The 25,532-nt window shown below is 61.6% G+C and carries 27 protein-coding genes and 1 pseudogene; 9 read left to right on the top strand and 19 right to left on the bottom strand.

The features are described from left to right. Positions 1 to 94: 94 nt before the first annotated feature. From NKI16_RS31420 to NKI16_RS31410, 3 genes are all read left to right on the top strand, one after another. The gene (locus NKI16_RS31420; protein WP_352924443.1) at positions 95 to 718 is read left to right on the top strand and encodes a hypothetical protein; all 624 of its coding nucleotides are present in this window, start codon (positions 95 to 97) and stop codon (positions 716 to 718) included. 80 nt (positions 719 to 798) lie between these two features. Next, entirely contained in the window at positions 799 to 1,680 is an 882-nt protein-coding gene (locus tag NKI16_RS31415; RefSeq protein ID WP_352924441.1) for a hypothetical protein, read from the top strand. Continuing rightward, positions 1,664 to 2,866: a PAN domain-containing protein gene (locus tag NKI16_RS31410; RefSeq protein ID WP_352797374.1), complete on the top strand. Its 1,203-nt coding sequence runs from the start codon at positions 1,664 to 1,666 to the stop codon at positions 2,864 to 2,866. Before NKI16_RS31415 ends, NKI16_RS31410 begins: the two co-directional genes overlap by 17 nt. 684 nt (positions 2,867 to 3,550) lie before the next feature. On the opposite strand, the gene NKI16_RS31405 is transcribed toward NKI16_RS31410, so the two are convergent. The 4 genes from NKI16_RS31405 to NKI16_RS31390 form a co-directional block, all read right to left on the bottom strand. Next, positions 3,551 to 4,981: a deoxyguanosinetriphosphate triphosphohydrolase family protein gene (locus NKI16_RS31405; RefSeq protein WP_027026485.1), complete on the bottom strand. Its 1,431-nt coding sequence runs from the start codon at positions 4,979 to 4,981 to the stop codon at positions 3,551 to 3,553. 3 nt (positions 4,982 to 4,984) lie between these two features. After that, positions 4,985 to 5,152 carry a hypothetical protein gene (locus tag NKI16_RS31400; protein WP_155914955.1) on the bottom strand — a complete coding sequence of 56 codons (168 nt, stop codon included), beginning with the start codon at positions 5,150 to 5,152 and terminating at the stop codon, positions 4,985 to 4,987. A 77-nt stretch (positions 5,153 to 5,229) separates the two neighbouring features. Beyond that, a complete protein-coding gene (locus NKI16_RS31395) occupies positions 5,230 to 6,636 on the bottom strand; it encodes a hypothetical protein (protein WP_352924438.1) in 1,407 nt (468 codons plus the stop codon). Between the two features lie 210 nt (positions 6,637 to 6,846). Continuing rightward, positions 6,847 to 7,182: a hypothetical protein gene (locus NKI16_RS31390; protein ID WP_352856607.1), complete on the bottom strand. Its 336-nt coding sequence runs from the start codon at positions 7,180 to 7,182 to the stop codon at positions 6,847 to 6,849. On the opposite strand from NKI16_RS31390, the pseudogene NKI16_RS34175 reads away from it, so the two are divergent. The 5 genes and pseudogenes from NKI16_RS34175 to NKI16_RS31370 form a co-directional block, all read left to right on the top strand. Beyond that, positions 7,168 to 7,848 (top strand): annotated as a pseudogene (locus tag NKI16_RS34175) (8-oxoguanine DNA glycosylase); the annotation flags it as partial. The gene NKI16_RS31390 and the pseudogene NKI16_RS34175 sit on opposite strands and share 15 nt — an antisense overlap. A 44-nt stretch (positions 7,849 to 7,892) precedes the next feature. Next, positions 7,893 to 8,327 carry a hypothetical protein gene (locus NKI16_RS31385; RefSeq protein WP_156937412.1) on the top strand — a complete coding sequence of 145 codons (435 nt, stop codon included), beginning with the start codon at positions 7,893 to 7,895 and terminating at the stop codon, positions 8,325 to 8,327. After that, positions 8,327 to 9,529, top strand: a complete 1,203-nt coding sequence (locus NKI16_RS31380) for a PfkB family carbohydrate kinase (RefSeq protein WP_352797366.1) — start codon at positions 8,327 to 8,329, stop codon at positions 9,527 to 9,529. Before NKI16_RS31385 ends, NKI16_RS31380 begins: the two co-directional genes overlap by 1 nt. After that, positions 9,526 to 10,122, top strand: a complete 597-nt coding sequence (locus NKI16_RS31375) for a 7-cyano-7-deazaguanine synthase (RefSeq protein WP_027026480.1) — start codon at positions 9,526 to 9,528, stop codon at positions 10,120 to 10,122. The genes NKI16_RS31380 and NKI16_RS31375 overlap by 4 nt, the downstream gene beginning before the upstream one ends. Positions 10,123 to 10,189: 67 nt before the next feature. Beyond that, positions 10,190 to 10,783 carry a nitroreductase family protein gene (locus NKI16_RS31370; protein ID WP_027026479.1) on the top strand — a complete coding sequence of 198 codons (594 nt, stop codon included), beginning with the start codon at positions 10,190 to 10,192 and terminating at the stop codon, positions 10,781 to 10,783. Between the two features lie 415 nt (positions 10,784 to 11,198). Here NKI16_RS31370 and NKI16_RS31365 read toward each other — a convergent pair whose 3' ends face one another. The 14 genes from NKI16_RS31365 to NKI16_RS31300 all read right to left on the bottom strand — a co-directional run bounded on the left by NKI16_RS31365 (position 11,199) and on the right by NKI16_RS31300 (position 24,267). Further along, entirely contained in the window at positions 11,199 to 11,471 is a 273-nt protein-coding gene (locus NKI16_RS31365) for a DUF2274 domain-containing protein (RefSeq protein ID WP_352517831.1), read from the bottom strand. An 11-nt stretch (positions 11,472 to 11,482) separates the two neighbouring features. Beyond that, a complete protein-coding gene (locus tag NKI16_RS31360; protein ID WP_352924434.1) occupies positions 11,483 to 12,700 on the bottom strand; it encodes a TraB/TrbI/VirB10 family type IV secretion system protein in 1,218 nt (405 codons plus the stop codon). Positions 12,701 to 12,710: 10 nt separating this feature from the next. Then, positions 12,711 to 13,739 (bottom strand): P-type conjugative transfer protein TrbG, encoded by a 1,029-nt coding sequence (gene trbG, locus NKI16_RS31355; protein WP_352924432.1) that lies wholly within the window; start codon positions 13,737 to 13,739, stop codon positions 12,711 to 12,713. Then, a complete protein-coding gene (trbF, locus tag NKI16_RS31350; RefSeq protein WP_352567553.1) occupies positions 13,729 to 14,460 on the bottom strand; it encodes a conjugal transfer protein TrbF in 732 nt (243 codons plus the stop codon). The genes trbG and trbF overlap by 11 nt, the downstream gene beginning before the upstream one ends. Beyond that, positions 14,461 to 15,783 (bottom strand): P-type conjugative transfer protein TrbL, encoded by a 1,323-nt coding sequence (gene trbL, locus NKI16_RS31345; protein WP_352567552.1) that lies wholly within the window; start codon positions 15,781 to 15,783, stop codon positions 14,461 to 14,463. A 35-nt stretch (positions 15,784 to 15,818) separates the two neighbouring features. Beyond that, entirely contained in the window at positions 15,819 to 16,544 is a 726-nt protein-coding gene (gene trbJ, locus NKI16_RS31340; protein ID WP_352473678.1) for a P-type conjugative transfer protein TrbJ, read from the bottom strand. Next, the gene (gene trbE / locus NKI16_RS31335; RefSeq protein WP_352473680.1) at positions 16,541 to 18,991 is read right to left on the bottom strand and encodes a conjugal transfer protein TrbE; all 2,451 of its coding nucleotides are present in this window, start codon (positions 18,989 to 18,991) and stop codon (positions 16,541 to 16,543) included. The genes trbJ and trbE overlap by 4 nt, the downstream gene beginning before the upstream one ends. After that, on the bottom strand, positions 18,985 to 19,257 hold the full coding sequence (locus tag NKI16_RS31330) for a VirB3 family type IV secretion system protein (RefSeq protein ID WP_023680309.1): 273 nt from the start codon (positions 19,255 to 19,257) through the stop codon (positions 18,985 to 18,987). The genes trbE and NKI16_RS31330 overlap by 7 nt, the downstream gene beginning before the upstream one ends. After that, a complete protein-coding gene (locus tag NKI16_RS31325) occupies positions 19,257 to 19,565 on the bottom strand; it encodes a TrbC/VirB2 family type IV secretion system protein (protein WP_023680310.1) in 309 nt (102 codons plus the stop codon). Before NKI16_RS31325 ends, NKI16_RS31330 begins: the two co-directional genes overlap by 1 nt. An 11-nt stretch (positions 19,566 to 19,576) precedes the next feature. Next, positions 19,577 to 20,545, bottom strand: coding sequence for a P-type conjugative transfer ATPase TrbB (trbB, locus tag NKI16_RS31320; protein ID WP_352473682.1), 969 nt, complete (start codon positions 20,543 to 20,545; stop codon positions 19,577 to 19,579). Then, positions 20,542 to 20,955: a CopG family transcriptional regulator gene (locus NKI16_RS31315; protein ID WP_352458763.1), complete on the bottom strand. Its 414-nt coding sequence runs from the start codon at positions 20,953 to 20,955 to the stop codon at positions 20,542 to 20,544. The genes trbB and NKI16_RS31315 overlap by 4 nt, the downstream gene beginning before the upstream one ends. A gap of 120 nt (positions 20,956 to 21,075) precedes the next feature. Further along, entirely contained in the window at positions 21,076 to 23,103 is a 2,028-nt protein-coding gene (locus tag NKI16_RS31310) for a conjugal transfer protein TraG (RefSeq protein ID WP_352924427.1), read from the bottom strand. 658 nt (positions 23,104 to 23,761) lie between these two features. Further along, positions 23,762 to 23,995: a hypothetical protein gene (locus NKI16_RS31305; RefSeq protein WP_156937480.1), complete on the bottom strand. Its 234-nt coding sequence runs from the start codon at positions 23,993 to 23,995 to the stop codon at positions 23,762 to 23,764. An 83-nt stretch (positions 23,996 to 24,078) separates the two neighbouring features. Beyond that, the gene (locus tag NKI16_RS31300) at positions 24,079 to 24,267 is read right to left on the bottom strand and encodes a hypothetical protein (RefSeq protein ID WP_352779510.1); all 189 of its coding nucleotides are present in this window, start codon (positions 24,265 to 24,267) and stop codon (positions 24,079 to 24,081) included. Here NKI16_RS31300 and NKI16_RS31295 point away from each other — a divergent pair. Beyond that, positions 24,266 to 24,484, top strand: a complete 219-nt coding sequence (locus NKI16_RS31295) for a KTSC domain-containing protein (protein ID WP_352772395.1) — start codon at positions 24,266 to 24,268, stop codon at positions 24,482 to 24,484. The two genes, NKI16_RS31300 and NKI16_RS31295, sit on opposite strands and share 2 nt — an antisense overlap. A gap of 485 nt (positions 24,485 to 24,969) precedes the next feature. Here the strand turns inward: NKI16_RS31295 and NKI16_RS31290 are convergent, their stop codons facing one another. Next, the gene (locus NKI16_RS31290) at positions 24,970 to 25,272 is read right to left on the bottom strand and encodes a hypothetical protein (RefSeq protein WP_352503332.1); all 303 of its coding nucleotides are present in this window, start codon (positions 25,270 to 25,272) and stop codon (positions 24,970 to 24,972) included. Positions 25,273 to 25,532: the final 260 nt, after the last annotated feature.

Here is a 25,532-nt window from a genome sequence, read left to right as displayed (position 1 = left end):
GAAGACGCCTTAACTAAGACTTTCAAAACCGTTAAGTGTATGCTGCCAGGCGATCAAGGCGTGATGTCGCCCTGTCGGGGGGGGGGCGAGTAAAATGCAGACTGTGATGAGTCAAAAGCTGGCAAGCTATGGCCAGTGGACCTACCGTGGTGCCTGGGCCCTAGAGATTGCGGCCGCAGCGATTGGTCTTACGACAGGTGTAGCATTAGGCGTACAAGCGTTTTCTGCAAGCGAGTCTGTCACTGCAATGGATTTGACGCTCGCCAGTGCACCCTTTCTCATGGTGGCAATCGCGGAGCTCACCAAGATACCGATAGCTACACTGCTTTTCAGCGCGTCTTGGCTCTGGAAGCCCATAATCTTGGTCTTCCTCCTGGTTCTTGCAGGCATCACTTTCGAAACTGTCTTTATGGGGATGGAGAGGGCAGGCGCATTGCGTCAGCTGCGTTATGAGGAGCTCGTAAACAAGATTGATGCCCTTGAGCAGGAAGCGACAAAGCTCGCCTCTGCTGACGAACTTGGTCGAAGAGCCGATCAGGTCGATCAAGCCCGTTCCGAAATTGAGCAGCTGACTTCTCTTGCGGAAAAATCGCGTGCGACCTTTCAGTCGCAAATTGCCGAGGCCAATGCGGAATTGGAGGGAACGACAGCCCTTACCCCAGAAGCCTCGCGTGTTCGCGATCAAGTGGAGGAGAAAAATCGGTTCGATCGGCGCTGATTCAACAGCGTGATCGCGAAGTTAAAGAGGCTGTCGATCAGTTTGAGCGCCAACGCGACAGCTTTGTTGAACGTATCAAGATGGCGCGCGATTCAGGGGACAGCGACTCGGCACGCAGGCTAGAATCGGAAGTGGCTAAACTTGCCAACCCCCGCACGAAAATTATCACCAAGTTCGACACTCAGATTGACCCGCTCGATCAAGAGATTGCTGCGCTGCGCGAAAATTTCGATCGTTTGCGGGCAAATAGCCCTCCTATGACTACTGACCAGAGGCAGAAGCTTGTCGATAGGCGTTCGTCTCTGGAGCAAACGCGCGATAGTGATGCCGCGGCTTGGCAGCGTCGATTGGATGAAGCGGGCAAACGGCTCGCAGATGCCCAGGCGGCAGAAGCCAACAAGGCAAACACCTCGGCGCAAAACCAGGTCAGACAGGACCAGATTGCCAAAGCCCTCAGCGCCTTGGCCAAGGAGCGGATCCCAATGGCGCGGACAGATCAGGTCCGCCGTATTGCCTCACGGTGGTACGGCAGCAAACCTGAACTGGTGACTGAGGCACAGGCCGGAATAATCTCTGTGATTTGGTTCGGCTCGCTCGCGCTCATTGCCGCGCTCGCGGGACCAATTACGGCAATGGTCGCTCTAGCGCTCCAGCGCATTGCCGCCCGAGAAGAGGACAATTCAGACAGCAAGACTTCCAGGCTGCTCCGCAGAATGCTTCTGAGTTGGCGGTGGCGCCGAATTCGAACGATTAAGGTACCAGTCGAAGTTATGGTCGAGAAAGAGGTTGAGAAGCGGGTTGAGGTGCCTGTGGAAAAGGTGGTCAAAGAGATCCTCTATGTTCCGCTCTTCACCGATGATCCCGAAGTCCTTCGCAAGGCCCTCGACCAGGATTTGCCGCCTGAGGTCTCAGACCTCGTGACGGTATCAATGAAGGGTCGCAAAAGTGCTCGTCCGGCATAACACCACCCTGCTCGAGCAAGCCGTCGATCTCGCCGTCAAAAGGTCAGCGATTCCAACCTTGCAGGCTCAAGCCGCGGCCCAAGAGAAGACAGCCCGGGCGACCGCCTTTCGCCGAATGGCGACTGGCGGAGCCATTGCAGTGGCGGCGGTCGGGATTGGGCTAGGCATGAATCTTGGTCTATGGGACAAAACCTTGCCGGAGCCGGCGGCTTTGCCGACCATAGAGCAGCCAAGCGATCTCACCTCCCCAAAAGATGAGCCGCCTATTCCTGTTCCAACTCCAAAGCCAACTCAGGAGCAGGCGCCTCAGGCTGACGTCCCTACCAAGCCTGACGTGGTGACCGTCGACTTCAACAAGTTCGCCACCAAGAACGTCGAGTTCCAAGGCACCACTTGGGAGTTAATCACAGGTCACCACTTCAAGGATGAGAACGACCAAACCTGGGACCGAGCGTGGTGTTACTCTCGGCGGAGTGTGAACGGCGTAGACGTAAATGTATCATTGGCAGCTCGTTCTGCCCCGACAGCGCCACCAGCCGGGCCTGGCGCTGGTGCTCAGACGCTTCAGTTGGTCGGCCTTAATGATTCATCCGCCGTCGATCTTGCAACAAGATGCGCGTGGCTGGATGGTCGCACATTTGCGTCTTCAGACATCATTCCTGACTCGTCACGAGAGCAGGCCGCAACTGTCCCCGCAGAAACTCCTGCGACAGAGGTCGATCCAGATAGTGGATTTGTTGTCGTGTCCGGGTGGGACGCGATCGGAAACGACCTGCCGGATATGCCAATTAGGAACGTGAGTTCTGAGCAGTGTCAAACCGCCTGCGACACCGACTTCAGGTGTCTAGCGGTTACTTATAACACAAAATTTCGAGCTTGTTTCATGAAAGGGGACGCATCGCTACTGGTCAAAAGCGAAGAGTCGATCATGGCCGCAAAAAAAGTGGTCGAGAGCAATTTGCGCTACTCGAATTTGGTGTTCGCCACAAAAACGGAAATTTCTGGCAACGCCTATTGGACCTCTCCGCTCCGATATCCAGACTGCATACTGCAATGTGCAAACGACAAATCCTGCTTAGGGTTCAATTTCCGCAAAAAAGAAAGTGCGTGTGTCCTTTTCAACAGCATAACCCAATCCGCTGATAACGCAGCGGTCGCATCTGGCATCAAGAGCGTCGCCAACTAAAGTTGAAGGAAGAACCTATCCTCAAGGAGCGATTGAAACCAAGCTGCTTGTCAAAGAGAGTGGCTAGCAAAATTCCACGATAACCTTTGGGTTAGCGGCAGGAATGTTCTTCGACGAAGCTCCAGCAGAATGCAAAGCGGAGCCAACTGAGGCATCTCAGAGAAAGAATTGTCGTCGGCGCATTGCGGGACCGTCTGACTTAATGTCAAAAATGGGGCCGGTACCCGACCGACTGCTTCTGGGTGTCGAGGATCGAATAGCTGTCGGACGCGCGGACCTCTTTTATCTGCGGGTTCCGACTCCGTAGCGGACTTTGGTACATCAAATTCACAAACACCGCTCTCGGGCTTTGCTGATGTTGAGAATGTCTGCCTGAGGCAACGCAGCTAAGGTCAGCGGGAGAGCTGGGTTCTCAGGACCGCTGAGATCCCGGAATCAAAAGGCTGGTACCTCGTAAAGCGAAAAACCCGCCGGCAGCGGGGCTGCCTTCCAATCCATAGCAATGGCTACCCGTTTGGGCTGGACGACCGGCCGCCCGTTCACACACCCCGCCAGGCTGGTCGGTCGGAACCATCGAGATCGAGCCAAGCGGTAAGGCCCCAAAGCACTACGGGCCCGACACCTACCGCTTCGGCGCGGCGCTGACGCGGGAACCAGGCTCCACGCAGACTAATGGAGCACAGGTTATATCGGTTTGAACATGCTTTCAGCGGCATCGGAGTTAAGGCGCGCCCAGAACTCCATCGCGTACCTGTCCGTCATGCCGGCGACGAAGTCGCAGACCTCACGTGCTTTGACGCTTACATTAGGCGCTTTCCGAATGCGGCCCCGGACATCGGCGGGCATCAACAAGTCACCCCGGTCTCCCATCAGGGCCTTGAAGATGTCGGTGACGAGGTCGTAGCCCCGGTATTCACCAAGCTTCACGCGCGGCGCATAGATCGCAGCCACAAATGTGTACTGCTTCAACACCTCCTTGCGGAGCATGAGCTTCTCCGGAAGGTATACCTGGCTGAGCGATGGGCACTCTTTGTGGGCTTTGAGTTCGGCCCCCGAGATGAACTGGTGTACGAGCTCCGATGAGAATTCTGTCCTCTTGTAGCCGTCCTCGCTCATGACCTTGGAGGTGCGGTACGCCTCGGCGAATGTCAGCAGGCTCTCGTCGCGCTTCGCTTGTTGGGCGATGTCGTCTTCTATCACGATGCCGTCGAGCGGCGAATCCGCATCCTCCGCCGGCTGCTCTATTATCTCGGAGAATATCTCCATGAAGACAGCCTGTATCTCATTGATGGTCACCGTCCGCTTCATCGGCTTCGAGGCCCTTTTCGCTACCGCGCTGAGCAAAGCGTCGTCCGAGGCCAGCATCTCCGCAGGGGACAGGAACCCGACTTTGAAGCAGTCCTCGAGGTCGTAGACCGAGTAGGCGATGTCGTCCGCCAGATCCATGATGCTGCATTCGATCGTGCAGAATTTCTCCTCAGGACCGAGGACGTAGCCGTTGAGCGCCGATGCCTTGACCCGGTCGACGATAATTTTCTCCGAGCCGTAGTAGCCTTTGACAAAACCGTCCGCCGCCTTCCGGATGGCGGGTATCTCGTTGTCGTACTTCAGAGTGGCCGCGATGGTCCGATGGCAGAGATTGAGCCCTGCCCTATCGTCCCCCGCCAAAGGTTCGGCGTACCGCAACTTCTTCTCAAGGCGCGTCAGGATTCTGAGGGTCTGCGCGTTCCCCTCGAAGCCGCCGTAGCGTTGCATTGCCTTGTCGAGCGCGCTCTCGCCGTTGTGGCCGAACGGCGGGTGACCGATGTCGTGCACGAGCCCGGCGGTCGCGCAAAGCCTTGGATCGATCTTGCCGCCGAGATCCTTGTCGTAGTCGTAGTTGATGCGCTCGGCGATGCCCTGAGCGATCTGCGCCACTTCCAGAGAGTGGGTGAGCCGGTTGCGGAAGAAGTCCGACTCCCTGCTTGGGAAGACCTGGGTCTTGCCCTGTTGCCGGCGGAAGCTTGCGGAATGGATTATCCGCCCGTAATCTCGGCCGAACTCGTCGCGCCACTTTTTGTCGTGGCCGTCCTTCTCGGGGACTACTTCTCGGCTGCGGTCCGCATCGGTGTACATGGTCTAGGCCGGCTGATTAACGTGGCCGTGCTGCTGTCCATCTTTGGCATCATCCTGCGCCTTCTTCTCCTGCGCACGCTGCTCGGCCAGGATCCGTACCGTCTCCCGCAGAGTGCTCAGTTCCCGCTTCGCCTCCTGCCTTGCGTGCACGACAGCCTGGAAGTTTGCCATTCTATCTCTCCTGCTTGTTTGTCGACCCAACGTTGGACCCTGGATGTTCTCATTATGTTCTATTTCGACGGCCTTGGCTATGCATCGTCCGCCCGAATCATGCGCGTAGGTACCCCGGCCTTTCGTGCGACGTCGGCTATGTGGCTCGTCAGACCGACTTCGCCCCGCAGCAGGAGCCCGTGCCCGATCGGAAGCGACTGTACCCGCAGCCGCAACGATTCGAGACCCTCCGACACGTCGAATACTGCCCATCCGTCCGCCTCGCCCGGAACGATGATCGAGCCGGCCGAACGGCTAGCGCCACGGTGAAGTTGCATGACCCAGACCTGCTCGCCGTCGAACGCCCACTCGAAGCGTACGTCGCCCAGCGCGGCGACGAGGCGGGCGTGCGTGGCCTTGACGGTCGCCACCACTATATCCGGAAGGGCCATCGGCGGCGTAGTGCCCTGCATGAAGTCCTCGCCGGTGCCGCGGGCGCCTTCAACATAGAGGATGCGGTCCGCACCCTGCACCGCTGCGCCCGACCAGACGGCCGGCACGGCCTCCTGGGCCAGCACGGATACGATCGCGCTGCCGTCGGGATCCTCCCTCGACAGTAGGGAGAAGGGGTCCAACCATCCTCGCGAGGTGGTGAACTTGCCCGGTACCTGTTCCACCGGACACGTCCTGGTCCAAATCTCCTTGGACCCGGTCGGCGTGCCGAAAGCAAATGGGGCCAAGCGCCGGCCAATTACCGTGCTCCGTGGAACCGGAAAACCAGCCAGGTGCGCGACGAGCAGGCCGAACGCTTTGTCGCCCATCATCCGGGAGAAATCGTTGGGCCACCGAACGTCCACCCGATTGCCGGGCAGGGTTTCGTGGGCACCAAACTCCCAATAGAGAACGTGCGACTGCCGGTAACCCCGCTGTGCGGGGTGGAGGCTGAACTCGAGGCGGGCCGCCTCGCCATGGGCGAGCTCGGGCCCGAATCCAAAGACGGTTTGGAAGGCGGCGTTGGCCCACGGGGCAGGGAGGGAGGCAAAACCTTCCCTCTCGACGCCACGGGGCGTCGCGTCGGGACGGAACTCCACGACATCATCGAGGATCACGCCGGAGACGCCGCCATCGGACACGTCGATGGTCTCATTAACTATGGCGAAGCTTCCGTCCGCCGCGAAACGGGCCAGGGCGGTCAGAACGGCCTCAGAGTCCTGCAGCGCATAGAGGAACTCGCGGCTCTGCGAAGACGCTTCGCTGAAGGTGCGAATGTTGACCGTTCCTTCCCCGCTCCGTTCGAACAGCGCCTGCACGGCTTCCGAGGCGGTGGCGAATTGGTGGTTGGCCGGCAATCCGGCCAGCCGGCAGTATTCCTGCCGGGGTCCCGAGGGCGACGGCGAGAAGCTCACGAACTGGGCGACGTTGAACCTCTCGGCCAGTCGGTCCAGCGTGGCGTCCTTGCGGAAGTCAGGCGGGGCGAGGTGAGACAGGTTTCCGGAATGGATCATCGGCGCTTGGGATCCAACATGGTCATCAGGTCTCGCTGCTCATTGGTTTTACACTTGGGACGGTAAACACTCCCTTTGCAAGCGACAAATCGACCGCAGCTTTTTGCACAAGCAAAAGACGGTACTGCGACAGCCTGGCACTTGCGGCACCGGGCCACGGATCGCGTGCCTGACGATTCTCGCCGCCGAATCCCTTTCGCGCCCTCTCTATCATACGAGAGCCGAAAGGTTGTTAAGAATATGCAGAATATGCATTCGATGCTCCTCCGGCGCGTTGCGCAGGCGGCTCATGGCCTCCTCCAACTCCGAACCGGACGCAGTTGCCGTGCTGTCCGCCTTCACGAGCCAGTCAGCGAGGTCGGCCTCGAGCCCGGCGGAAGGCGGCACCTTGCGCGAAAGAACCTTGCTCACATGCCCTTGGGTGACGCGGCAGAACTCTGCCAACTCGCGCTGTCGAGTGCGAGTGCTCCTTAGGACGGCGTTCACGGTATCGATGATATCCGTCGATTGCATTGACCTGTGTTTCACGAAATGAATATAATGCATAATTCTTCGGGACAATTTATGCAACACGTCATCTCCCTCCACAACGGCACACCCGTGAGACGCTTCCTGCCCGATCCTGCGGAGTCCGTGGTCCCGGGAGTGGCTTGGGGCCGGTTTGAAGAAGCGTTGACCCCTGCGTTCTGGGCCGCACAGGCCTGGATGCAGGAATTGGCGGGCGGTGAGGCGTTCGGCCTTGGCGACACCCTAGCGGAGGAAGTTGCCGCCTGCCTGCTCGGTGGGTACGGTGCGCCCGCTGAAGTCGGTCTCGCGGCATATGGGAGGGTGCGGCAAGCGATGCGTAGCACTGCCGTCGTTGACGTCGGTGCGATTGAGGCCATGCTCACGATGCCTCTGAAAGTTGGCGACAGGTTGGTCCGGTATCGCTTCGCCAGGCAAAGGTCGCGACAACTGGGAGAGTGCCTCGCGAGGATCGCCGATATCGACGAGGCCGCGCTGGACGACATCTCGCTCAGGGACGCACTGACGCGGCTGCCGGGGATCGGCCCCAAAACGGCATCTTGGGTTGTCCGGAACCGCCGGGCGAGCGACGAGGTCGCGATACTCGATATCCACATCGTGCGGGCGTGCGTCCATATGGGAATATTCGGCGGCGGTGCGACGCCTGCGAGGGACTACGCGGGCCTCGAATCCCGTTTCATCGGGTTCTGCCGCGCTGCTGGCCTACGCGCTTCCTTGCTCGATGCACTGATGTGGCGAACCATGCGATCGATCGGCCCGTCATTCGCGGGCTTGCGGCCAGCGTCGAATCCGAGTTCAACTGGAGGACGCAGCAGGGGGAAGACAGCATGTCCGGAGGTGGCGGCTCGAGCAGGGACGATCTGAGTCCGGGAATCGGAGGGGGGCCGGACACCTGCGGCCAGACCTACAACGCCCCCATCAACAGCCCCAAGCCTTCCGTGCTGGGGCCCGTGTCCATCGGTACCGTTCTCACCGTCGACGTCGTCCCCACCGGCACTACCAGCACCCTTGTCGTCCGTGACGCGATGGGACGAATCGGCGGCTCCCTGACTTTCCTGGGCTATACGCAAGTCATCAACTGCATCGTCCAACGTGGCGTGGCCTACACGGCGACGGTGCTGGCCATCGCGGGCGGCGTCTACACCGTCGAGGTGGTTCCCGTCTGATGCGCAGCCTTTCGGTGGTAGGCGGCATCTACCGCGAGCGCTGCCTGCAACCGACCTGGGATGCCGTCCTCGGATCCGCCGGTCGCGCCGCCCAGGCACTCGGCACCGTCAAGGCTTCGCGGAAGCGGTTGCACGCTTACATGGGCGATCGGGCGCGGAGCGAAGTCGAACTCCTCGCCGAGCTCGCCGACTTCGAGTTGGTACCCACGGACCTGCCTTTCCTGGTGTTGTTTGACTACGCACATACGCTTGGCGACCCTGTCATATCGCCGCCGATCGGCTTGATGGGCCAGCGACCGCCGCTCGCCGTCAAAGACGACGTCGTGCTCCGCTACGGCATGCTCGAGGGCGATGCCGTCGTCGCCGCCAACATCGCGGTTTACGATCCACAATCCGCTTTCGGCGCTGCCGCGTTCACCGCCAACGGCTCGTCGGCCAAGAGGCTTGCAGTGGTGCTCAACAGGCTCGAGATGCGCTCGATCACGGGCGAGGAAGATCCTCGCGCCGGCGCCGACTGGCTGTTCCGGAACGACGGCGCCGAGGTGGTCGTGCTGAAGATGGGTGCCTTGGGCGCACGGGTAATCACGCCGGACGGGGCGTGGGAAATCCCCCTCTATCGATCGGAGCGCGTTTGGAAATTGGGATCCGGCGACGTCTTCTCCGCAACGTTCGCTGCAATGTGGGCCCTGGAGGACATGGCGCCCGATGACGCGGCGGACATCGCGTCCCGGGCGACCGCGTGGTACTGCGGCCACCGCGCCCTTCCCACCCCGGACTCCGCCACGCTTGCCACGATGCCGTTCGAGCAGGTGCGCCCGGGTACGGGCCGCATATACTTGGCGGCGCCATTCTTCGACCTCGGGCAGCGCTGGCTGGTGGAGGAGAGCAGGCGTGCCCTGCTGCAAGCAGGTGCCCAGGTATTCTCGCCCATCCACGAGGTCGGACCCGGCGCGGCCGAGGTCGTCGCTCCGGCGGATCTCGCCGGCATCGAGGACTGCGACGTGCTCCTGGCGATCGTCAACGGGATGGACCCCGGGACCGTCTTTGAGGCGGGCTACGCCATCCGCAAGGGCATACCGGTCGTCGCGCTGGCCGAGAATTCGCGGGAGGAGGATCTCAAGATGTTCGTAGGCTCCGGAGCGACGGTGACCAACGACTTCGCGACCGCCATCTACCAGGCTGTCTGGAGACTGCCGCGATGACTACCGCCTTGCTCCTGTCGGGCGGGATGGACTCTGTGAGCATCGCATGGTGGCTTCGGCCCGACGTCGCATTGACCATCGACTACGGCCAGAAGCCGGCCGAAGCCGAGATCGACGCCGCCGGCCACGTGGCCCAACTACTCGGCATCTCGCACGAGGTGATCCGGGTCGACTGCTCATCCCTGGGTTCTGGCGACATGGCCGGTACCGCGCCCGACGCCGCGGCGCCAGTGTCGGAATGGTGGCCCTTCCGGAACCAACTGCTCGTCACGCTGGCCGGAATGGCGGCGGTGCGCCGTGGCGTGTCGCGGCTGCTGATAGGCGCTCTGGCCACCGATGGCGCCCACGCCGACGGTCGGCCGGAGTTCGTGGAGCGGGCATCGCGGCTCATGGCCATGCAGGAGGGCGGGATAGTCGTCGAGGCGCCCGCCATCGAACTCGATGCGGTTGAGCTGGTGCGTCGATCGGGAATCGATCAGGGCACGCTTGCCTGGGCGCATTCCTGTCATACCGGCAACTACGCTTGCGGCAGGTGCCGCGGCTGCACCAAGCACTTCAACACATGGCAGGCCCTTGGCTGGACTCCTCACTGACGAACCCCACCCTCGAACGCCAGCAGGGAAATGGGTTGCGTGGCTCCCGCCCGACTGCACCCTATCGGTGCTGGACCCGCCGCAGCCAACGCATGAGCACGCCTTCCAGGAAATGCTGCAGGCCCGCCGATCAAGCGTCGGGGGTGATATTGCTTGGTCGGACATCGAGGCGGTGCTCTGGCATTCGGCCAGAACGGTCACGAACGGCGGCGTCGGACGCGCCGGGATCGAGATTGAGCGGCGGCCAGCGCCAGCGGCGGGCGGGCTTCACTGCATCCATATAGTCTGCCAGATGTGCGCAAACGATGGGCAGCCGAGGCTGTACCTGCCCAGGCATGGGTTCGCTGAGCTCAACCACCGCGCTGGCTCGGCGGCATTAAATCGGGCGGAGGTGGTCCAGCTGCTTCCGGGGGCCGCAGGCTGCACGCTTCGGTTCGTGGCCGACATGGACAAGGTCTCAGCGGCGTACAACAATCCGGAGAGCTTGGTATGGCGCGATTCCGGAGCCCTGGCGGCCACAATAGGTCTCGTGGCCGAATGGCTCGGCCTTTCTGCAACCATGCTGGGTATTGCGGGTGGAGAATACATGCGGTCGATCGGATTTCCCCGCGAACGCTTCCTCGCCGTGGGGGGTATTCAAATTTCGTCCAGGTCTCGCTAGCCAGTAAATGCCGCAGTCTTAGCAGGCGGCGAATCGCGCTCGTTCGCTGTTTCACCTTGAGAATCCCGTTGGCTTCCAGCTCCCTCTCAAGTTCCAGGCAGTGCCTACTCCGGTCTCGCCAGGGCCAGAAGCTGGCGGGCCAAGTAAGGGCGACGTGGTCAATCCTGCCCAATTCAGAGTAGGTATCGTCCAAGTCCGTTACCGTCCGAACGTGGTGCCAAGGGCTGGCGGATGTCCGCTTTTGGGAACCGGTCGCCGACACCGGAGCGGCTGCAATCAGGCGCAGAGCCGGCATTGGTTCGGGGCAGATCAGCTCGTCTATTGTGCCCTATGTTTCGGCTTGCCGCCGGCAAATTGCTTCAATGCATTTGCCCGCCTAGAAAGGTGCCCCCTCGGATTCACTGATCGCTGTCACTTATTCGGACCCTGAAATTGCCTGCCGCCGCGATTTCTCTGACATGTCGACGACAGGGAGCCCTTCCTTTCTGGCCTTGGCAAACGCTCGATCGCTTTCCAGGAACTCCGCCAGCATGAACGGGATCAGTTCCGCTACCGATTCGGACTCGCCATAGGTCTGACGATAAAGCGCCGCATAGTCCTTCAGTGCTTGGTTCAGGTCTGCACTTACGCTTATGGTGATCTTCGAAGGTGTCCGATCCGGAAGTTTGCCGAGTTTCAGATTGGTCATGATGACTCCAGTCAATTCGGGTAAGGCCGTAGCACAAGATCCTTGTGCACGATGACGCGCAGTGGCCAACCAGGGCGGACGGTGATCGTGGGCTGAAAATTGAGGTTCTTCTCGGTGATGCGCTGGCCAGCTCGACTGACGTTCTGCTGAGCGGATTCGCGGATTGCTTTGACCAGGTCGCTTTCCTCTTCCCCGAGGCTCAGCTCCGTGCCGACCCCTAGCAACGTGGCCAGCGCAACGCCTTTGATCAGCTGCCAGGTGTGGAAATCCACCTTGTCCTCAAGCCCGGCATAGCCGGCGGTGTCCGTCGCCGGCAGATTGTCGATTTCGATCGAAGAGCCGTCGGGCAGCAGTATCCGTTGCCAGACCAGCAGCGCGCGCCTTTGTCCAAAGGCAACAACGCTGTCATAGGTGCCAATCAGGCGAGAGCCTTGCGGAATGAGCAAGGTGCTGCCGGTGACTGTGTCGTGCACATTCTCGGTGACCTGTGCGACGACGAGGCCGGGCAAGTCGGAATTGATGCCAGTGATCAGGCTCGCTGCGATGACGCTGCCGGCCATCAGCTGATAGGGCGAAGCCGGCGTCTGCAGTGCATGCAGATTGTAGATTCCACTTGTGTTCCGCTGGCTGACAAAATCGAGCTTGCGCTGTTGATTGTTTTGGTCGCCCTCGGCCGGTGCAACGGAAGCTGAATCGCGTGCGGCATCGGATTGTGGAGCCGTTGCCTCAAAGGGTGGACGCCCGCCCTGCCCGTTGCCGGCGGCATCTGCTTGCCGGGGTCGATTTTCGATCCGGAAGAAGACTTGCGATTCGCGCGCCTCGATCGCCTGCTGTGCAAGGCGCTGCTCCTCCGCCGAAACCTCCTGGCCCGGCGCGATGCCCAGCTGGCGTTGGTGCTCAAGGATGGGGCGGCCGAGGTCGCCGGGCAGCGGTGGTCCAAGCACCGGAGGCTTGGGCTTGATCCCGGAATAGTCCTTAGGCAGCCTTTCAATTGCCTCCGCGGTTGGCTTCCGCTCAGTGTTGTAAAGCTCTTCAGCCTGCCCTTTGATGCGCAGCGCCGGTCCCTGCAGCGCCATCATGGTGACGCCTAGAACGGTGCCGGAACCAACAGCTGCAATGGCGACAATAATGCCGCGCTTGAAGCGCACAGCGCGGCGAGGCGAGGCCCGCAGCTGCAGCTGTTCAGGATCGAGTTTCGGTGGAGCATCGGAGCGGGAAGTATCCGTCATGGGCCGTCCCTCACCTGCTGGAACGCGAAAAGAGCAATATCCCCCGCGGCGCTTGCCTGCCGTCGGTCCTCGTAATGCGCACCACCTGCTGCTGCTTGGCGCCGAGGCGCAGTTCGGCCGCGGCGAAGAGGCGATCGACGATGTAATAGTTGCCCCGTACGCGGTAGTTGACGAGCTGGTTCTCCCCGTCAGCACCGACGATGAAGAGCGGCGGGGCCTCGCCCTGATCGATGCGGCGCGGGAACTCGATGTAGACCTTGCTGCCATCATCGAACGCGCGCGTCGGCCTCCAGGGCGGCATGTCTCCAGTAATCGAATAGCGGAAGCGAATATTTTCGAGAGCCACATTCGACGCCACTGGCATAGCGGCGTCGGCCTGCGCATTGCGCCGGCGTAGCGCGATGATCTGGTCCTCGCTGTAAGTCCAGGAGATGGCCGCCATGGCGGTCTTATCCGTGCTTTGAAGCTGCAGGTGATAGCTTCGCCGGTCCGTGGTGATCACCAGATTGGTGGCAAGTCCTGGCGCGAAGGGCTTCACCAGCACATGGGTGCGCTGGTCATCGCCGGAGCCACTGACGGTGTCGCCAATTACCCAGCGCACTGTGTCGCCGGCCGACACGGATTGGAGTTTCTCGCCTGACTGCAGAGCGATATCGCTGACGCGCTCCGGTGCGGCATAGAGCTGGTAGAGCGCGCCTTCGGCAAAAGGGTAAACCTGCACCGCATTCACATAGCCATATTTGGTGGGTTGGTGCGTCGCCGCCTTGTTGGCATCGGCGACACGTTCTTCAGGCGAGCGCCTGTCTTCAGCAGCCTTGCCCGGCTCGGGCTGCAACTGGCCGGGCAGCGGCAGCGGTGTCGGCACTTCCACGACCTTGACGGGCTTCTCCGGCGCCTTCTCGATTGCCGCCGGTTGGAACTTGGCAGCATCATAGGAAATCTGAGGTGGCGGCACCGGCTTCGAGGCACAGGCGGAGATGACCGCAGCCGACGTCGACAGGACCAGCGCAGTGCGGAGCGACGAGAGTCTATTTATCATTGGCGGACTCCTTTGGGGGAACGGAAGTCTGCGCGGCACTGTCGAGCTCGCGCGACCAGTCGATGGCATTGATGAAGACGCCGAGCGGGTTTTTGCGCAGCTGATCGGTATTGTTCGGCGGCCGGATCACAATGGTGAGGATCCCGGTCCAACGCGTTGTGCTGGCGAGGCTGCCGCGCTCAAAGACCTGCTCGGTCCATTTGACTTGAAAGGAGCTCTCGGACGCTCGAACCACGCTCGTCACCTGCACCGAGACGCTGCGCGTGCCGATCTTGCCGAACGGATCATTGGCCTTAGCGTACTCGTTGAGAAAGAGGGCTGCACGGTCGGTGGCAAAGTCGTAGGCCGAGAGCCAATTCTGCCGCACCAACACCGCATCGGTGGAGACGGAGCGGACATTCTGGATGAAGCGGCCGAGATGCCAGGCAATCTGGGCATCGTCGGGCTCGTAGGTTTGGATTGCCGGCGCGACAGCCCGTGTCTCACCGAAGCGGTCGACCTCGACGACATAGGGCACGACGCGGCCCTGCATCGACTGCCACAAGAGTCCACCAGAGAGCCCGATGGCCAGAGCGAGGCAGCCAAAGGCGATCAGGCGCCAGTTCCTTGCCTGCACGCGCGCAGTGCCGATGCGCTCGTCCCAAAGTTGGGCGGCCTTCTGGTATGGTGTGACGGGGTGGGGCGTCTTCCCGTAACGCTGAACAGGTCGCTTGAAGAGCATCTAGTCTTCCTTATCGTTGAGAGAGGGGTTGGCGCCGCTTCCACCCCGATCGCCATCGCGGACGGCCTGCGTGGCGGCGTGGCGATGGGCGCGCGCGGTCTGTTCGGAACGCAAGCGCCTCGCCCACGCCGGCGCGGCATTGGCACCTGACGCGGCAGGGTTTCCGGTCATTGATGCGGTCGGCGTGCCGCCCGTCGCGGTCCAGGCGGCATCGCGGCCGGCATCGGCGCTGCGCCGGAATGGTTCTGTTGCAGATCGCATTCCCCGAATCGCGGCGCCGCCAGCTGCGCCGGCAACGCCCTGCAGTCCAGCAGCTACGCCGGAGAGGCCGGACTCGGGCGATGTTGCACGCCTCATCTGCCAAGCTGTGGAAGCAGCCGATCCCATGGCCGTGCCGGCTCGAACGGCGGCGAGACCGCCGCCGGTTGCCATGCGCGCGCCGGCAAGCGCCGCACCTCCGGCAACGAGCGTTGATCCGGCGGCCGCCGCGGTGGTTCCGAGTGCGGCTCCCGCGCCAAGCTGCGGCGCGCCGGAAACAAGACCCGAGGCAATTCCCGGTCCGAAAATGCCGAGCCCAAGCAGCGCCAACGCGCCCAGTACCTGTGACATGGCCGCGGCCAAGTCCGGCTCCTTGCCTTGCAGGGCGGAAGCGAACTCGCCGAAGAGCGTGGAGCCGATGCCGACGATGACGGCAAGCACCATCACCTTAATGCCCGACGAGATCACATTGCCGAGCACGCGCTCGGCCAGAAACGCCGAGCGGTTCCAGAGCGCGAAGGGCACCAGAACAAAGCCGGCCAATGTGGTGAGTTTGAACTCCAGGATGGTGATGAAAAGCTGGATGGAAAGGATGAAGAAGGCGATGAGGACCAGGAACCAGGCGAGAAGCAGCACGAAGATGGTCAGCGCGTTGCCAAAGATCTCGGGGAAGCCGACTAGCTGGCTCGCTTGATTGAGCAGCGGCCAGGCGCCCTCGAAGCCGGCCGCGGCAATGCGGCCTGGCCGCAGGAGACTGTCGGCGGACAAATTGCCGGACGAAGCGTTGATGCCGAGCCCGGCAAAGGAGCGGTAGATGATGTCGGCAAGGCTTCTGAAATTGTTCAGGATGAATGCGAAGGCGCCGACATAGAGCACCTTTCGGACGAGCCGACCGAGAATATTGGGTTCGCCGCCGAACGCCCAGACCAGGCCCGCCAGCGCGATGTCAATGCCGATCAGGATGGTAGTGAGAAAGGCGACGTCGCCCGAAAGCAGACCGAACCCGCTGTCGATATAGCGGATGAAGGTCTGCATAAAGCGATCGATGACGCCGAGGTCATTCATGTCGCCGTCTTCCTCGTTGTCTTGAAGACTGCTGATCAGTTGCCGGGATAGGCCGTACCGGTGCCCAGGAAACGCTTCGTCGTCTCGCGGGCGGCTTCCTCGGACTGCGCCTTGCGGGCAGCATCTTCGGCTTCAGCCCGGAACTGGGTCGCGAGCAGCGTCTGGATCTGCATCTGCTGCTTGGTCGAAAGCGCGATCAGCTGATTGGTGGCCTGGCTTGCCTCAAGGGCACCTGCCGCGCCCTGACTGCGGTTGACGAGATCGGTAAGCAGGTCGCCGTCGGCCCGCACGTTCTCCACGATCTGCGACTGCGCGCTCATGGTTTGGCGGAACGCCTGCATGGCGTTTTGCCAGCGCTCGCGCGCGGCGCTCGCCACATCGTTGACCTCGATTGTGGCGTCGTAGCTTTCCGGATATTGCACACGCCACTGGTTCTGAAGCTTGTCGAGATCGAAGCTCAGGCCGCTGGCCTGGGTCATCAGGCCGTCGATCCGTTGGAGCGAACCTGTGAGCTGGCCCACGGAAGAAAAATCCAGGCGCTGAAGGTGCCGCGCCATGTTCTGCAGCATCGTCGCCTGGTTCTGAAGCGACTGGATCTGGTTGTTTATCTGCTCCAGGGAACGTGCCGCTGTCAGCACGTTCTGCGCATAATTCGACGGATCGAACACGATCAGGGCGTGGGCCGGCTGGACGTAGTCGGCCATTGGTTTTGCGATCAGGGAAACGGTGATCAGGCTGGTGAGAAGGCGGCGCCGCATCATGACGATTGCTCCTTGTCTGGTTGAGGGAATTGCTGGAGAAGCTCGGCAGCCCAATCGAGGCCGCGCGCAATCAGAAACCGGGCGGCAAAGCCCTCCTGTCCGTGCTCTGACAGCACCTTGTCGATTAGGGTCTGCGTGGCCGGATCAGAGGCGCCGCAGAGCGCAAGAGCGATCGGGCCGAGCCCGAGCTCGAAGAGGCGGTTGCCGCGGCGCGACTGCAGATAATACTGGCGCTTCGGTGTGGCACGGGCGACCAATTCGATTTGCCGCTCGTTCAGGCCGAAGCACTCATAGGCTGCCCGCACCTGCGGTTCCACGGCACGGTCATTGGGAAGAAAAATGCGCTGTGGGCAGCTCTCGATGATTGCCGGCGCGATCGACGAGGCAGCGATGTCTGCAAGTGACTGCGTGGCGAAAATGACGGAGACGTTCTTCTTTCGCAGCACCTTCAGCCATTCGCGGATGCGGGCGGCAAAGAGAGGGTTGTCGAGATAGACCCACGCCTCGTCGAGCATCAGCAGCGTCGGCCGTCCGTCGAACCGCTCCTCGAGACGATGGAACAGATAGGTGAGCACCGGGAGCACAGCGCCTTGGCTGTGCATCAGCTCTTCGGTCTCGAAACACTGCACATCCGACAAAGCCAGCCGATCTTCATCGGCATCGAGCAGCCGGCCGAAGGGACCGTCGAGCGTGTAGGGCATCAACGCGGCCTTGAGCCCATTGGACTGAAGCAGAACCGACAGGCCCGTCAGCGTGCGTTCCTGCACCGGCGCAGTCGCAAGGCTGATGAGTGCCGACCAGATCGCCTCCTTTACCTCCGGCGTAACGCTGACATTCTCATGGGCAACGAGGCCGGCGATCCATTCCGCCGCCCAGCTGCGAGTAGTCTGGTCGCCGATATTGCTCAGTGGCTGGAAGGCAAGCGCACCATCCGCGCCCAGCGCGTGGTGTTCTCCGCCCATGGCCAGTGTTGCCGCACGAGCCGAATTGCCCTTGTCGAAGACATAGACCTGCGCCCCGGCATAGCGTCGAAACTGCAGAGCGACTAGCGCGAGCAGAACCGACTTGCCGGCACCGGTCGGCCCAACGACCAGCATGTGGCCGACATCGCCGACGTGGGTGGAAAGCCGAAACGGTGTCGACCCGTTGGTCTCTGCGAAGAGAAGCGGCGGGGATTCGGTCCCAGTCACGTTGGCGAGATGCTCGTTGTCCACCGGACCGGCCCACGCCGACGACAGCGGCATGACATGGGCAAGATTCAGCGTGTGAACGAGCGGCTGGCGAACGTTAGCGTAGACATGACCGGGCAACGAGCCGAGCCACGCCTCGACCGCGTTGATGCTTTCACGGATCGTGGTGAAGCCGAGCCCATTGACTATGCGCTCAACCGCTCGGAGCTCTTCCGCGGCGGCCTGCCGGTCCTGGTCCCATACCGTCACCGTTGTGGTGAGATAGCCGAAGCCGACGTGATCGCCGCCCAATGCCTGAAGGGCGGCATCCGCATCGAGCGCCTTGTTGTCGGCGTCACTATCGACGAGAGGGACGGGTTCGTTGGTCACGACCTCGCGCAGGATGGCTGCGACCGATTTGCGCTTGGCAAACCACTGACGGCGCAACCGGGTCAGTGTCTTTGTGGCTTCCGTCTTGTCGAGCGGGATGAAGCGCGTCATCCAGCGGTAGGCGAAATCCTGATGGTTGAGCGCGTCGAGGATCCCTGGCCGGGTGACGTTCGGGAAACCAAGAACGGTGAGGGTGCACAGATGCTGCTCACCCAGCATCGGCTCCAGGCCGCCGGTAAGCGGCGCGTCAACCAGAACACCGTCGAGATACATTGGCGTTTCCGGCATGGCGACCGGATGGCGGTAGGTCGAGATTGTGCCGTGCAGATAGGTTAGCGTCTCGGCATCATCGAGGGCGCGCACTTCCGGCATGAAGCCGGACAGCAAATCCAGGACGCGGTCGGTCTCGTCGCGAAACCACGCCAGCTCCTGGCGCCAGTCTCTAGCCCCTCCCGAGTGATGCGAGTCGACCAGTGCGCTTTCCGCCCGCGCCTGGCCATCTGGCGCCGGCATGAAGACCAAGGTCAGATGATAGCGACTCTCGAAGTGCGCGACCTTGCCCTCGAAGGCCGCGCGCCGTTCCTCATCGACCAGCCATGAGGCAGCATCGGGAAAAGCCGAGCTCGGATAGCCCAGCGCTTCAACGCGCTCGGCCTCGAAAAACAACCCCCATCCGGAGCCCAACCTTCGTAGCGCATTGTTGGCTCGTGCGCAGATGCCGACCAACTCGGCTTCGGTCGCGCTTTCAAGGTCGGGGCCACGGAACCGGAAGGTTCGCTGGAAGCTACCGTCTTTATTGAGCACGATGCCGGGCGCCACCAAAGCGGCCCAGGGCAGATGATCGGCCAGCCGATCGGCTTTGCCGCGATACTCCGAAAGGTTCAGCATGCAAGCCACCCTTTCAGGCGAAGATGACGGACAAGCACGCTGGCGAAGTCCGGATCGCGGCGAGCGGCAAAGACCGCGAGCGTGTGGCCGGCGATCCAGAGCGCCAGTCCGGCGATCCACTGCTGCAGGCCAAGTCCGATGGCGGCGGCCACCGTGCCGTTGAGGATCGCCACCGCTCGCGGCGCGCCGCCCAGCAGGATCGGCTCAGTCAATGCCCTGTGAACGGGGACTTCGAAACCCTCGATATGCTGCTCTCCGGTGGCCATCAGACGAGTGCCCCGCCGCCGAAGGAGAAGAAGGAGAGAAAGAAGCTCGATGCCGCGAAGGCGATCGACAGGCCGAAGACAATCTGGATCAGCCGGCGAAAACCGCCTGCCGTGTCGCCGAAAGCAAGGGTCAGGCCGGTGGTGATGATGATGATCACCGCGACGATCTTGGCGACCGGTCCCTGGACCGACTCAAGGATCTGCTGCAGCGGCTGTTCCCAAGGCATGCCGGAGCCCGCTGCGTGGGCCGGGACGGTGAGAAGAAACGCGAGCGCGGTGGACGAAAGGAAGCGAAGCTTCTTGAGCATGAGGTGACCTTTCAAAACTGCTGGAGTTGCGGAAGCGTGAGCGGGGTGAGGGCGTAATCACCGCTGCTGTCGAGACCGGTGACCTCAGCGATCGCGTCAATGCGGCGCGAGGATCCGCGCCCAGCGATGAAGACGATCAGATCTACCGCATCAGCGATGAGGCGGCGGGGAACGGTGACGACGGCTTCCTGGGCGAGCTGCTCGATACGGTAGAGAGCGGAGCGCGCCGAATTGGCGTGAACCGTCGCGATGCCGCCGGGATGCCCGGTGTTCCATGCCTTCAGCATGTCCAGGGCTTCCGCGCCCCTGACTTCGCCCACGATGATGCGGTCGGGTCTGAGCCGCAGGGTCGAGCGCACGAGATCGGCGAGCGTGACCGACCCCCGCCTCGTCCTCAAGGCAACGCAATCCTTCGCCGCGCATTGCAGTTCGCGCGTGTCCTCGATCAGGATCACCCGCTCGTCGCAATCGGCGGCTTGTGCCAGCAGCGCATTGGCAAGTGTTGTCTTGCCCGACGACGTGCCGCCGGCAACCAGGATGTTGCGCCGCTCGCGGACCGCCTTCTTCAGCGCATCGGCCTGCAGCGGCAGCATGACCCGGTCGGCGACATAGTCGGCCAACGTGTAGAGTTTCGCCGCAGCCTTTCGGATGGCGAAGCATGGCCCCAGCACGACAGGCGGCAGCAGACCCTCGAAGCGCTCGCCCGATGGCAATTCGGCGCTGACAATCGGATTGTCCGCATGCGCCTCGGCGCGCACGTGGGAGGCGACCAGGCGGATGATGCGTTCGGCCTCAGAAGGATGCATGTGCACGCCGGTGTCGACCCGGCCTTCACCCAACCGGTCGAGCCGCAGCGCACCGTCGGGATTGACCATCACCTCAATGACGGTCGGATCGGCAAGGGCTTCGGTGATCGCCGGACCCATGGCGGTGCGCAGCATGGCGCGGCGGCGATGGTCGGCTTCCGGATGAGAACTCATCCTTCCCCTCCCCTGCGATCGTCGGTGCCAAGTGACCGTTTCCCGGAAGCGATTTGGCGGCCGACCTGTTCGACGAATTTCTCGAAGCGCTCCTGGGCAATCGCTTGCGTGGCCTTGTCCGGCACCGGCGTGTGAGCATGAAGCGTGATCGAAAAGCGGATGAAGAGCGCCAGGCTCTCCAGGATCATCTCGACATCGCGCCTGACATGTCCGAGGTCACGGGAAAGACGGTCGAGCCTCTTGCCGTAGCGGTGGTCGAGTTCATTCTCCCCACGCCGCTCGATAAAGGCCTCGACCGCGTGCGCCACAATGGCCGATTTGGTGGTCGATGGATTGCGGCTGAGGTTCTCCAGCTTCTCGCTCAACTCGGGTCCAAGCAAAAACTGGTGACGAATGCGGTGGGGCTTCATGCTGCTTGTTCCCTCTGACCGGCGCTGATGCACCGGCGACGGGAACGAGCATCGTCGAGATCCTCGAAATCGCTTACGGCCGTTATCTACGCTGAGATGCGCCCGCGTATGGCGCGCCGTTCAGAAGCCGGGCACGATGTCCTTGTCGTCGCCCATTCCCTCATTGAGGCCGTACGCACGTGCTGCGGTGGAAATCCGATCCATGACGCGCTTGTCGGCGAGCGTCTCGCAGTCATCGTCTGCGGGCGTGAACAGATCGCCATGATCAGGCTCCTGGGCGACGAGGGTCCGTTCTTCGGGCAGGCCCGGATGGCGCTGCTGCTGGACACCTCCGTCTTCGATTGCCGCGCCGGCACTGTCGTCGTCGCCAGCAAGACGCCGATCCAGGCCGCGCACCTGTCCGCTCCAATCGTCCGGGCGCGACGTGGGCCGATCCGCGTAGGCACCGTCGCGCAGCACCGGCGAAGGCAGCACTCGCTCGGTGAAATTCGGATCCTGGTAATAACGCAACTTCTTGGCGCGAATCGGCGGCAATCCCGAAACCAGGATTAGTTCGTCAGCCTGCGGCAACTGCATCACCTCACCCGGCGTCAGCAGGGGGCGAGCGGTCTCTTGGCGGCTTACCATGACGTGGGACAACCAGGGCGCCAACCGATGGCCGGCATAGTTGCGCATCGATCTGAGTTCCGTCGCGGTACCGAGCGCGTCCGAGATGCGTTTGGCCGTGCGCTCGTCATTTGAGGAAAAGGCAATCCGCACATGGCAATTGTCGAGAATGGCGTTGTTCTCGCCATAGGCCTTGGAGATTTGGTTCAACGATTGCGCTATCAGATAAGCGCGGATGCCGTAGCCTGCCATGAAGGCGAGCGCAGTCTCGAAGAAGTCGAGCCGACCGAGCGCCGGAAATTCATCCAGCATCATCAGGAGCTGATGCTTGCGGCTCTTCTTTGGATCGCCCTCCAGGCGCTCGGTCAGCCGCCGGCCGATTTGATTGAGCACCAATCGCACCAGGGGCTTAGTGCGCGAGATATCCGACGGCGGCACGACCAGATACAGCGACATCGGTCGCTCGGCATCCACAAGGTCGGCAATGCGCCAGTCGCAGGCCGATGTTGCCGCGGCCACCGTTGGATCACGATAGAGCCCGAGAAACGACATGGCGGTCGAGAGAACGCCTGAGCGCTCGTTCTCTGACTTGTTCAGCACCTCACGAGCCGCCGAGGCCACGACCGGATGGACCTGGGGCTTGTCCACCGTGCCGAGGTGGTTGGTGGTCATCATCCGCTGCAGTGTCGCAGCGAATGAGCGTTGCGGGTCCGACAGGAAGGTGGCGACACGGGCGAGTGTCTTTTCCTCTTCGGCGTAGAGCACGTGCAAGATGGCGCCAACTAGAAGTGAATGACTGGTCTTCTCCCAATGGTTCCGCCGCTCCAGCGCGCCTTCCGGATCGACGAGAATGTCGGCGATGTTCTGAACGTCGCGGACCTCATCTGGACCTTTGCGCACTTCCAGCAGCGGGTTGTACCGCGCCGATCTCGGATCGGTCGGATTGAACAAGAGACAGTGCGAGAACTTCGACCTCCAGCCAGAGGTCAGCTGCCAGTTCTCGCCTTTGATGTCGTGAATGACGGCCGAGCCGGTCCAGGAAAGAAGGGTTGGAACAACGAGTCCGACGCCCTTGCCCGACCGTGTCGGCGCAAAGGCCATGACGTGTTCCGGTCCGTCATGGCGCAGATAGCGATAATTCAGTCCGCCAAGGAAAACGCCGGCCGGCTGAAACAGCCCCGCCTTCTCGATCTCCAGCTTCATGGCCCATCGTGAGGACCCATAGGTGGTGACCAACCCCCGCTGCCGTGCGCGCCAGAGGGACCCAGCTATCGCGGCGGCACAGCCCAGGAACCCGCTGGCTCCGGCAAGTATGCCAGCCTTGTCGAAGACTTCAGGCGCATAGGCGTCAAATTGGAACCACCATTCGAACAGTTTCCACGGCTGGTAGATCGGCCAGCCGACTGTCACAAACCAGGGCGCGCCGAGTGGCGGCTGATAGGAGAGCATGTAGGCGCACCATTGGGTTGCAGTCCACACGCCAAGAATGACAATTGCGAATACGACAGCGATCTGCCCAATCAGCAACTTCGTGGGTGTCAATGGCTTGCTCCGCTCTTCTGGGCAGACGGACCAAACATCGCGCCGAGCGATGAGAATTCGAACGGCCTCTACGTGCGACCAGGTGCGATGACAAGGTTGATAGGCATTGTTCACCTGCGAAAGCGAAAATCCGCCGCAGCAACCTGTCGGCGGTGCCAGGTACGCGGTTGGTCGCAGAAATGTTGGCTTCTGTGCAGGCACATTAGATGTGCTGACAGACAAACCTCAGACAAGTCCGGAAGATATGCCCGCCTATCATTGGAGCCGACGCGTTTGTGCGGGTAGCGAGGAAGATTCTGGCCGGCGATGGATGGCGGATCCACACTGCCTTTTTACGCGCTTCGAAGCACGAAGCGTGAACCATTTGTGCCTCGATCTTGGTTCGGTCTCGGCTTGCAGGAGGTCGATTGACGAACGCCAGCCTGGTCGTACGCGGAGTTCGTGAGAAAGCTTAACGTCAGCGACATCGACATCGAAAATGCGATCACCGAGCGAAAGGTGAAATGTCGCGCCGCTGACGCTTCAAAGCCAAGCCCGCGCGCCTCACCGATAAGAGCTTTAGCTATCGCGTTGGCGGCATCGTCGCGGTGCCTTCGGGACGTCGAATAGGCCCACCCGCGGCGCTCGCACTCGATCTCGGCGCGGGTTTTCCCTTGTCTCATCGCCCTGTCAGCGCGTTGCAAATGAGCGAAACCAAGCTGTCGCGCGCTCGCTTGTGAAGCGCGCCTTTCGGCTGCCATGCAAGGAAATCATCAACGCTCATCCAATCAACCGGGTTTGTGTCGGCGTCTGGCTGGCTGAATTCCACATACAGATGCAGTTCGTCCGGCACGAAGACGACCCTCCACGATCCTTTGATATCGTTGGCAAGGTTGTAGGCGATGGCGGTCATGGCGATCCACTCCTTCGCCTGGAGCGTGCCTATCTCACGGGAAAATTCCATCGCCAGAAGTTGGTATTGACGCTCCCGCTTTCTCAGAAATCCAACGTCCACGTGATGCCGAAAGGTGCAGCTAGCTTTTTGTGCATCTCGATTGGGAACACTGGACCGCCGCGAAAGTTCGGTGCACGCAGCGAATCCTCCACCTCCAGGTATTGCTGCAGATCGGTATCCCGATCGGCCCGCGCTCCCGCAAGGCGCGGGCCTCGGCCTGTGGTGCTCATGCCATCTACTTCGATCCGCAAGATGGAATATGATCTGGATAGAAGGACCCTCTCGGTGTGGTTCGTCGCCAGCCGTAAACGGTACGAGTTTGAGGGGGTACCGCCGGAAACCTTTGCCGCGTTCCGGGCCGCGTTCGCCAAGGGCCGCTATTTCAACGACCACATCCGCAACAATTTCCGCTACCGTCTGGTTGCGAGCGATAGCGACCCGGGATGACCTGACCTGCCGGCGGCTCAATCGTCCTGTCGCTCCAACCGGCGGTTGGTGGACGCGTTGCCGCTGTTGCGCTTAGGGTTGGTTACGGTCCGCGCTCACTTGGCAAGCCCAACCCCCCGCATCCCCCCGCCTGGTGCAAAGCGTTTGATCGATCCCGCCGTTCTGGCAGTGCGGCGGGACTTTTTTGCGGTCCAGGTGGAACATCGGCGCGCGGGGAAGGCGGGGTGCACGCAGCACCCTTTTCTAATCCAACGTGTGGCGCGCTGAAGGGTCTCAACGTCGGTCTGCCGCCGGAGCTCAACTAGCTGGACTATTGCTCGACCGGAAGCGGCTCGTGCTGCGGCTCAGCGTGGTGGAACACCTGTCCAAGATCGCGCGCGTCGAACGTTTGGCCGCAGACTGGGCAGTAGACCAAGTGCTTCGACTCGTCCTCTACCGGCCCGTCATGCGGCCTGCCCTCATAGCCGGTCGCGATGTTGTCGGTTCTAATCCGGGGCGTCGACAAGTGCCTTTCGTCGTTTTGGCGGCCGATATTTCTCCATTAGCCGGACCTTGTCACGGTCGACCGTGACCAGCGGCCCGAGGTCGATCGTCACGGTGTCCTCGTCGATGCGCGTGACCTCGCCTTTCAGGTCGATTTGCTGGCCTCGGTTCACCTTGGTGTGGTCGATGATGGAATGTGGGAAGTCGTAACCTGGGATAGAGACGCTTACGCGGTCCTCTGTTATCCGCCTTCGAACCGTGGCAGTAATCGCCACCTGGTCACCAATGCCTATTCCCCGAGCCATGCCATGGATTCTGGTGCGGGCAGTGTCCTCTTCAAGAGGCTTCTAATATACGCCCGCCATCCTAAGGCTGACCTACGACCAGAGTTACAAAAGTTGAACTTCATCGGGGAACACTCCTTCTGTCTGCCTGTTCAATTTGCCAGGCGCATCCCGCGCATTCAGACAGGAGAAAGATGATGAAACGCATCCTTTTGGCTTCGGCCGTGCTGGCGGTGTCGGCCGGGCTTTCCTTTGCCCAGACGACCAGCGGAACTTCGAGC

Origin of the sequence: Mesorhizobium sp. M0698 (assembly GCF_040320455.1) — a bacterium.
Taxonomy (GTDB): domain Bacteria; phylum Pseudomonadota; class Alphaproteobacteria; order Rhizobiales; family Rhizobiaceae; genus Mesorhizobium.
Note: the sequence above shows the minus strand (reverse complement) of the source record. Positions and strands in the feature narration are given on the sequence as shown.

What these genes read in the sequence shown, in the direction of transcription:
- NKI16_RS31420 (WP_352924443.1), top strand. Translation starts at nt 95, where the DNA reads ATGCAGACTGTGATGAGTCAAAAGCTGGCAAGCTATGGCCAGTGGACC.
- NKI16_RS31415 (WP_352924441.1), top strand. Translation starts at nt 799, where the DNA reads ATGGCGCGCGATTCAGGGGACAGCGACTCGGCACGCAGGCTAGAATCG.
- NKI16_RS31405 (WP_027026485.1), bottom strand. Translation starts at nt 4,981, where the DNA reads ATGTACACCGATGCGGACCGCAGCCGAGAAGTAGTCCCCGAGAAGGAC.
- NKI16_RS31400 (WP_155914955.1), bottom strand. Translation starts at nt 5,152, where the DNA reads ATGGCAAACTTCCAGGCTGTCGTGCACGCAAGGCAGGAGGCGAAGCGG.
- NKI16_RS31395 (WP_352924438.1), bottom strand. Translation starts at nt 6,636, where the DNA reads ATGATCCATTCCGGAAACCTGTCTCACCTCGCCCCGCCTGACTTCCGC.
- NKI16_RS31390 (WP_352856607.1), bottom strand. Translation starts at nt 7,182, where the DNA reads ATGCATTATATTCATTTCGTGAAACACAGGTCAATGCAATCGACGGAT.
- NKI16_RS31380 (WP_352797366.1), top strand. Translation starts at nt 8,327, where the DNA reads ATGCGCAGCCTTTCGGTGGTAGGCGGCATCTACCGCGAGCGCTGCCTG.
- NKI16_RS31375 (WP_027026480.1), top strand. Translation starts at nt 9,526, where the DNA reads ATGACTACCGCCTTGCTCCTGTCGGGCGGGATGGACTCTGTGAGCATC.
- NKI16_RS31365 (WP_352517831.1), bottom strand. Translation starts at nt 11,471, where the DNA reads ATGACCAATCTGAAACTCGGCAAACTTCCGGATCGGACACCTTCGAAG.
- NKI16_RS31360 (WP_352924434.1), bottom strand. Translation starts at nt 12,700, where the DNA reads ATGACGGATACTTCCCGCTCCGATGCTCCACCGAAACTCGATCCTGAA.
- trbG (WP_352924432.1), bottom strand. Translation starts at nt 13,739, where the DNA reads ATGATAAATAGACTCTCGTCGCTCCGCACTGCGCTGGTCCTGTCGACG.
- trbF (WP_352567553.1), bottom strand. Translation starts at nt 14,460, where the DNA reads ATGCTCTTCAAGCGACCTGTTCAGCGTTACGGGAAGACGCCCCACCCC.
- trbL (WP_352567552.1), bottom strand. Translation starts at nt 15,783, where the DNA reads ATGAATGACCTCGGCGTCATCGATCGCTTTATGCAGACCTTCATCCGC.
- trbJ (WP_352473678.1), bottom strand. Translation starts at nt 16,544, where the DNA reads ATGATGCGGCGCCGCCTTCTCACCAGCCTGATCACCGTTTCCCTGATC.
- trbE (WP_352473680.1), bottom strand. Translation starts at nt 18,991, where the DNA reads ATGCTGAACCTTTCGGAGTATCGCGGCAAAGCCGATCGGCTGGCCGAT.
- NKI16_RS31330 (WP_023680309.1), bottom strand. Translation starts at nt 19,257, where the DNA reads ATGGCCACCGGAGAGCAGCATATCGAGGGTTTCGAAGTCCCCGTTCAC.
- NKI16_RS31325 (WP_023680310.1), bottom strand. Translation starts at nt 19,565, where the DNA reads ATGCTCAAGAAGCTTCGCTTCCTTTCGTCCACCGCGCTCGCGTTTCTT.
- trbB (WP_352473682.1), bottom strand. Translation starts at nt 20,545, where the DNA reads ATGAGTTCTCATCCGGAAGCCGACCATCGCCGCCGCGCCATGCTGCGC.
- NKI16_RS31315 (WP_352458763.1), bottom strand. Translation starts at nt 20,955, where the DNA reads ATGAAGCCCCACCGCATTCGTCACCAGTTTTTGCTTGGACCCGAGTTG.
- NKI16_RS31305 (WP_156937480.1), bottom strand. Translation starts at nt 23,995, where the DNA reads ATGACCGCCATCGCCTACAACCTTGCCAACGATATCAAAGGATCGTGG.
- NKI16_RS31295 (WP_352772395.1), top strand. Translation starts at nt 24,266, where the DNA reads ATGCCATCTACTTCGATCCGCAAGATGGAATATGATCTGGATAGAAGG.
- NKI16_RS31300 (WP_352779510.1), bottom strand. Translation starts at nt 24,267, where the DNA reads ATGAGCACCACAGGCCGAGGCCCGCGCCTTGCGGGAGCGCGGGCCGAT.
- NKI16_RS31290 (WP_352503332.1), bottom strand. Translation starts at nt 25,272, where the DNA reads ATGGCTCGGGGAATAGGCATTGGTGACCAGGTGGCGATTACTGCCACG.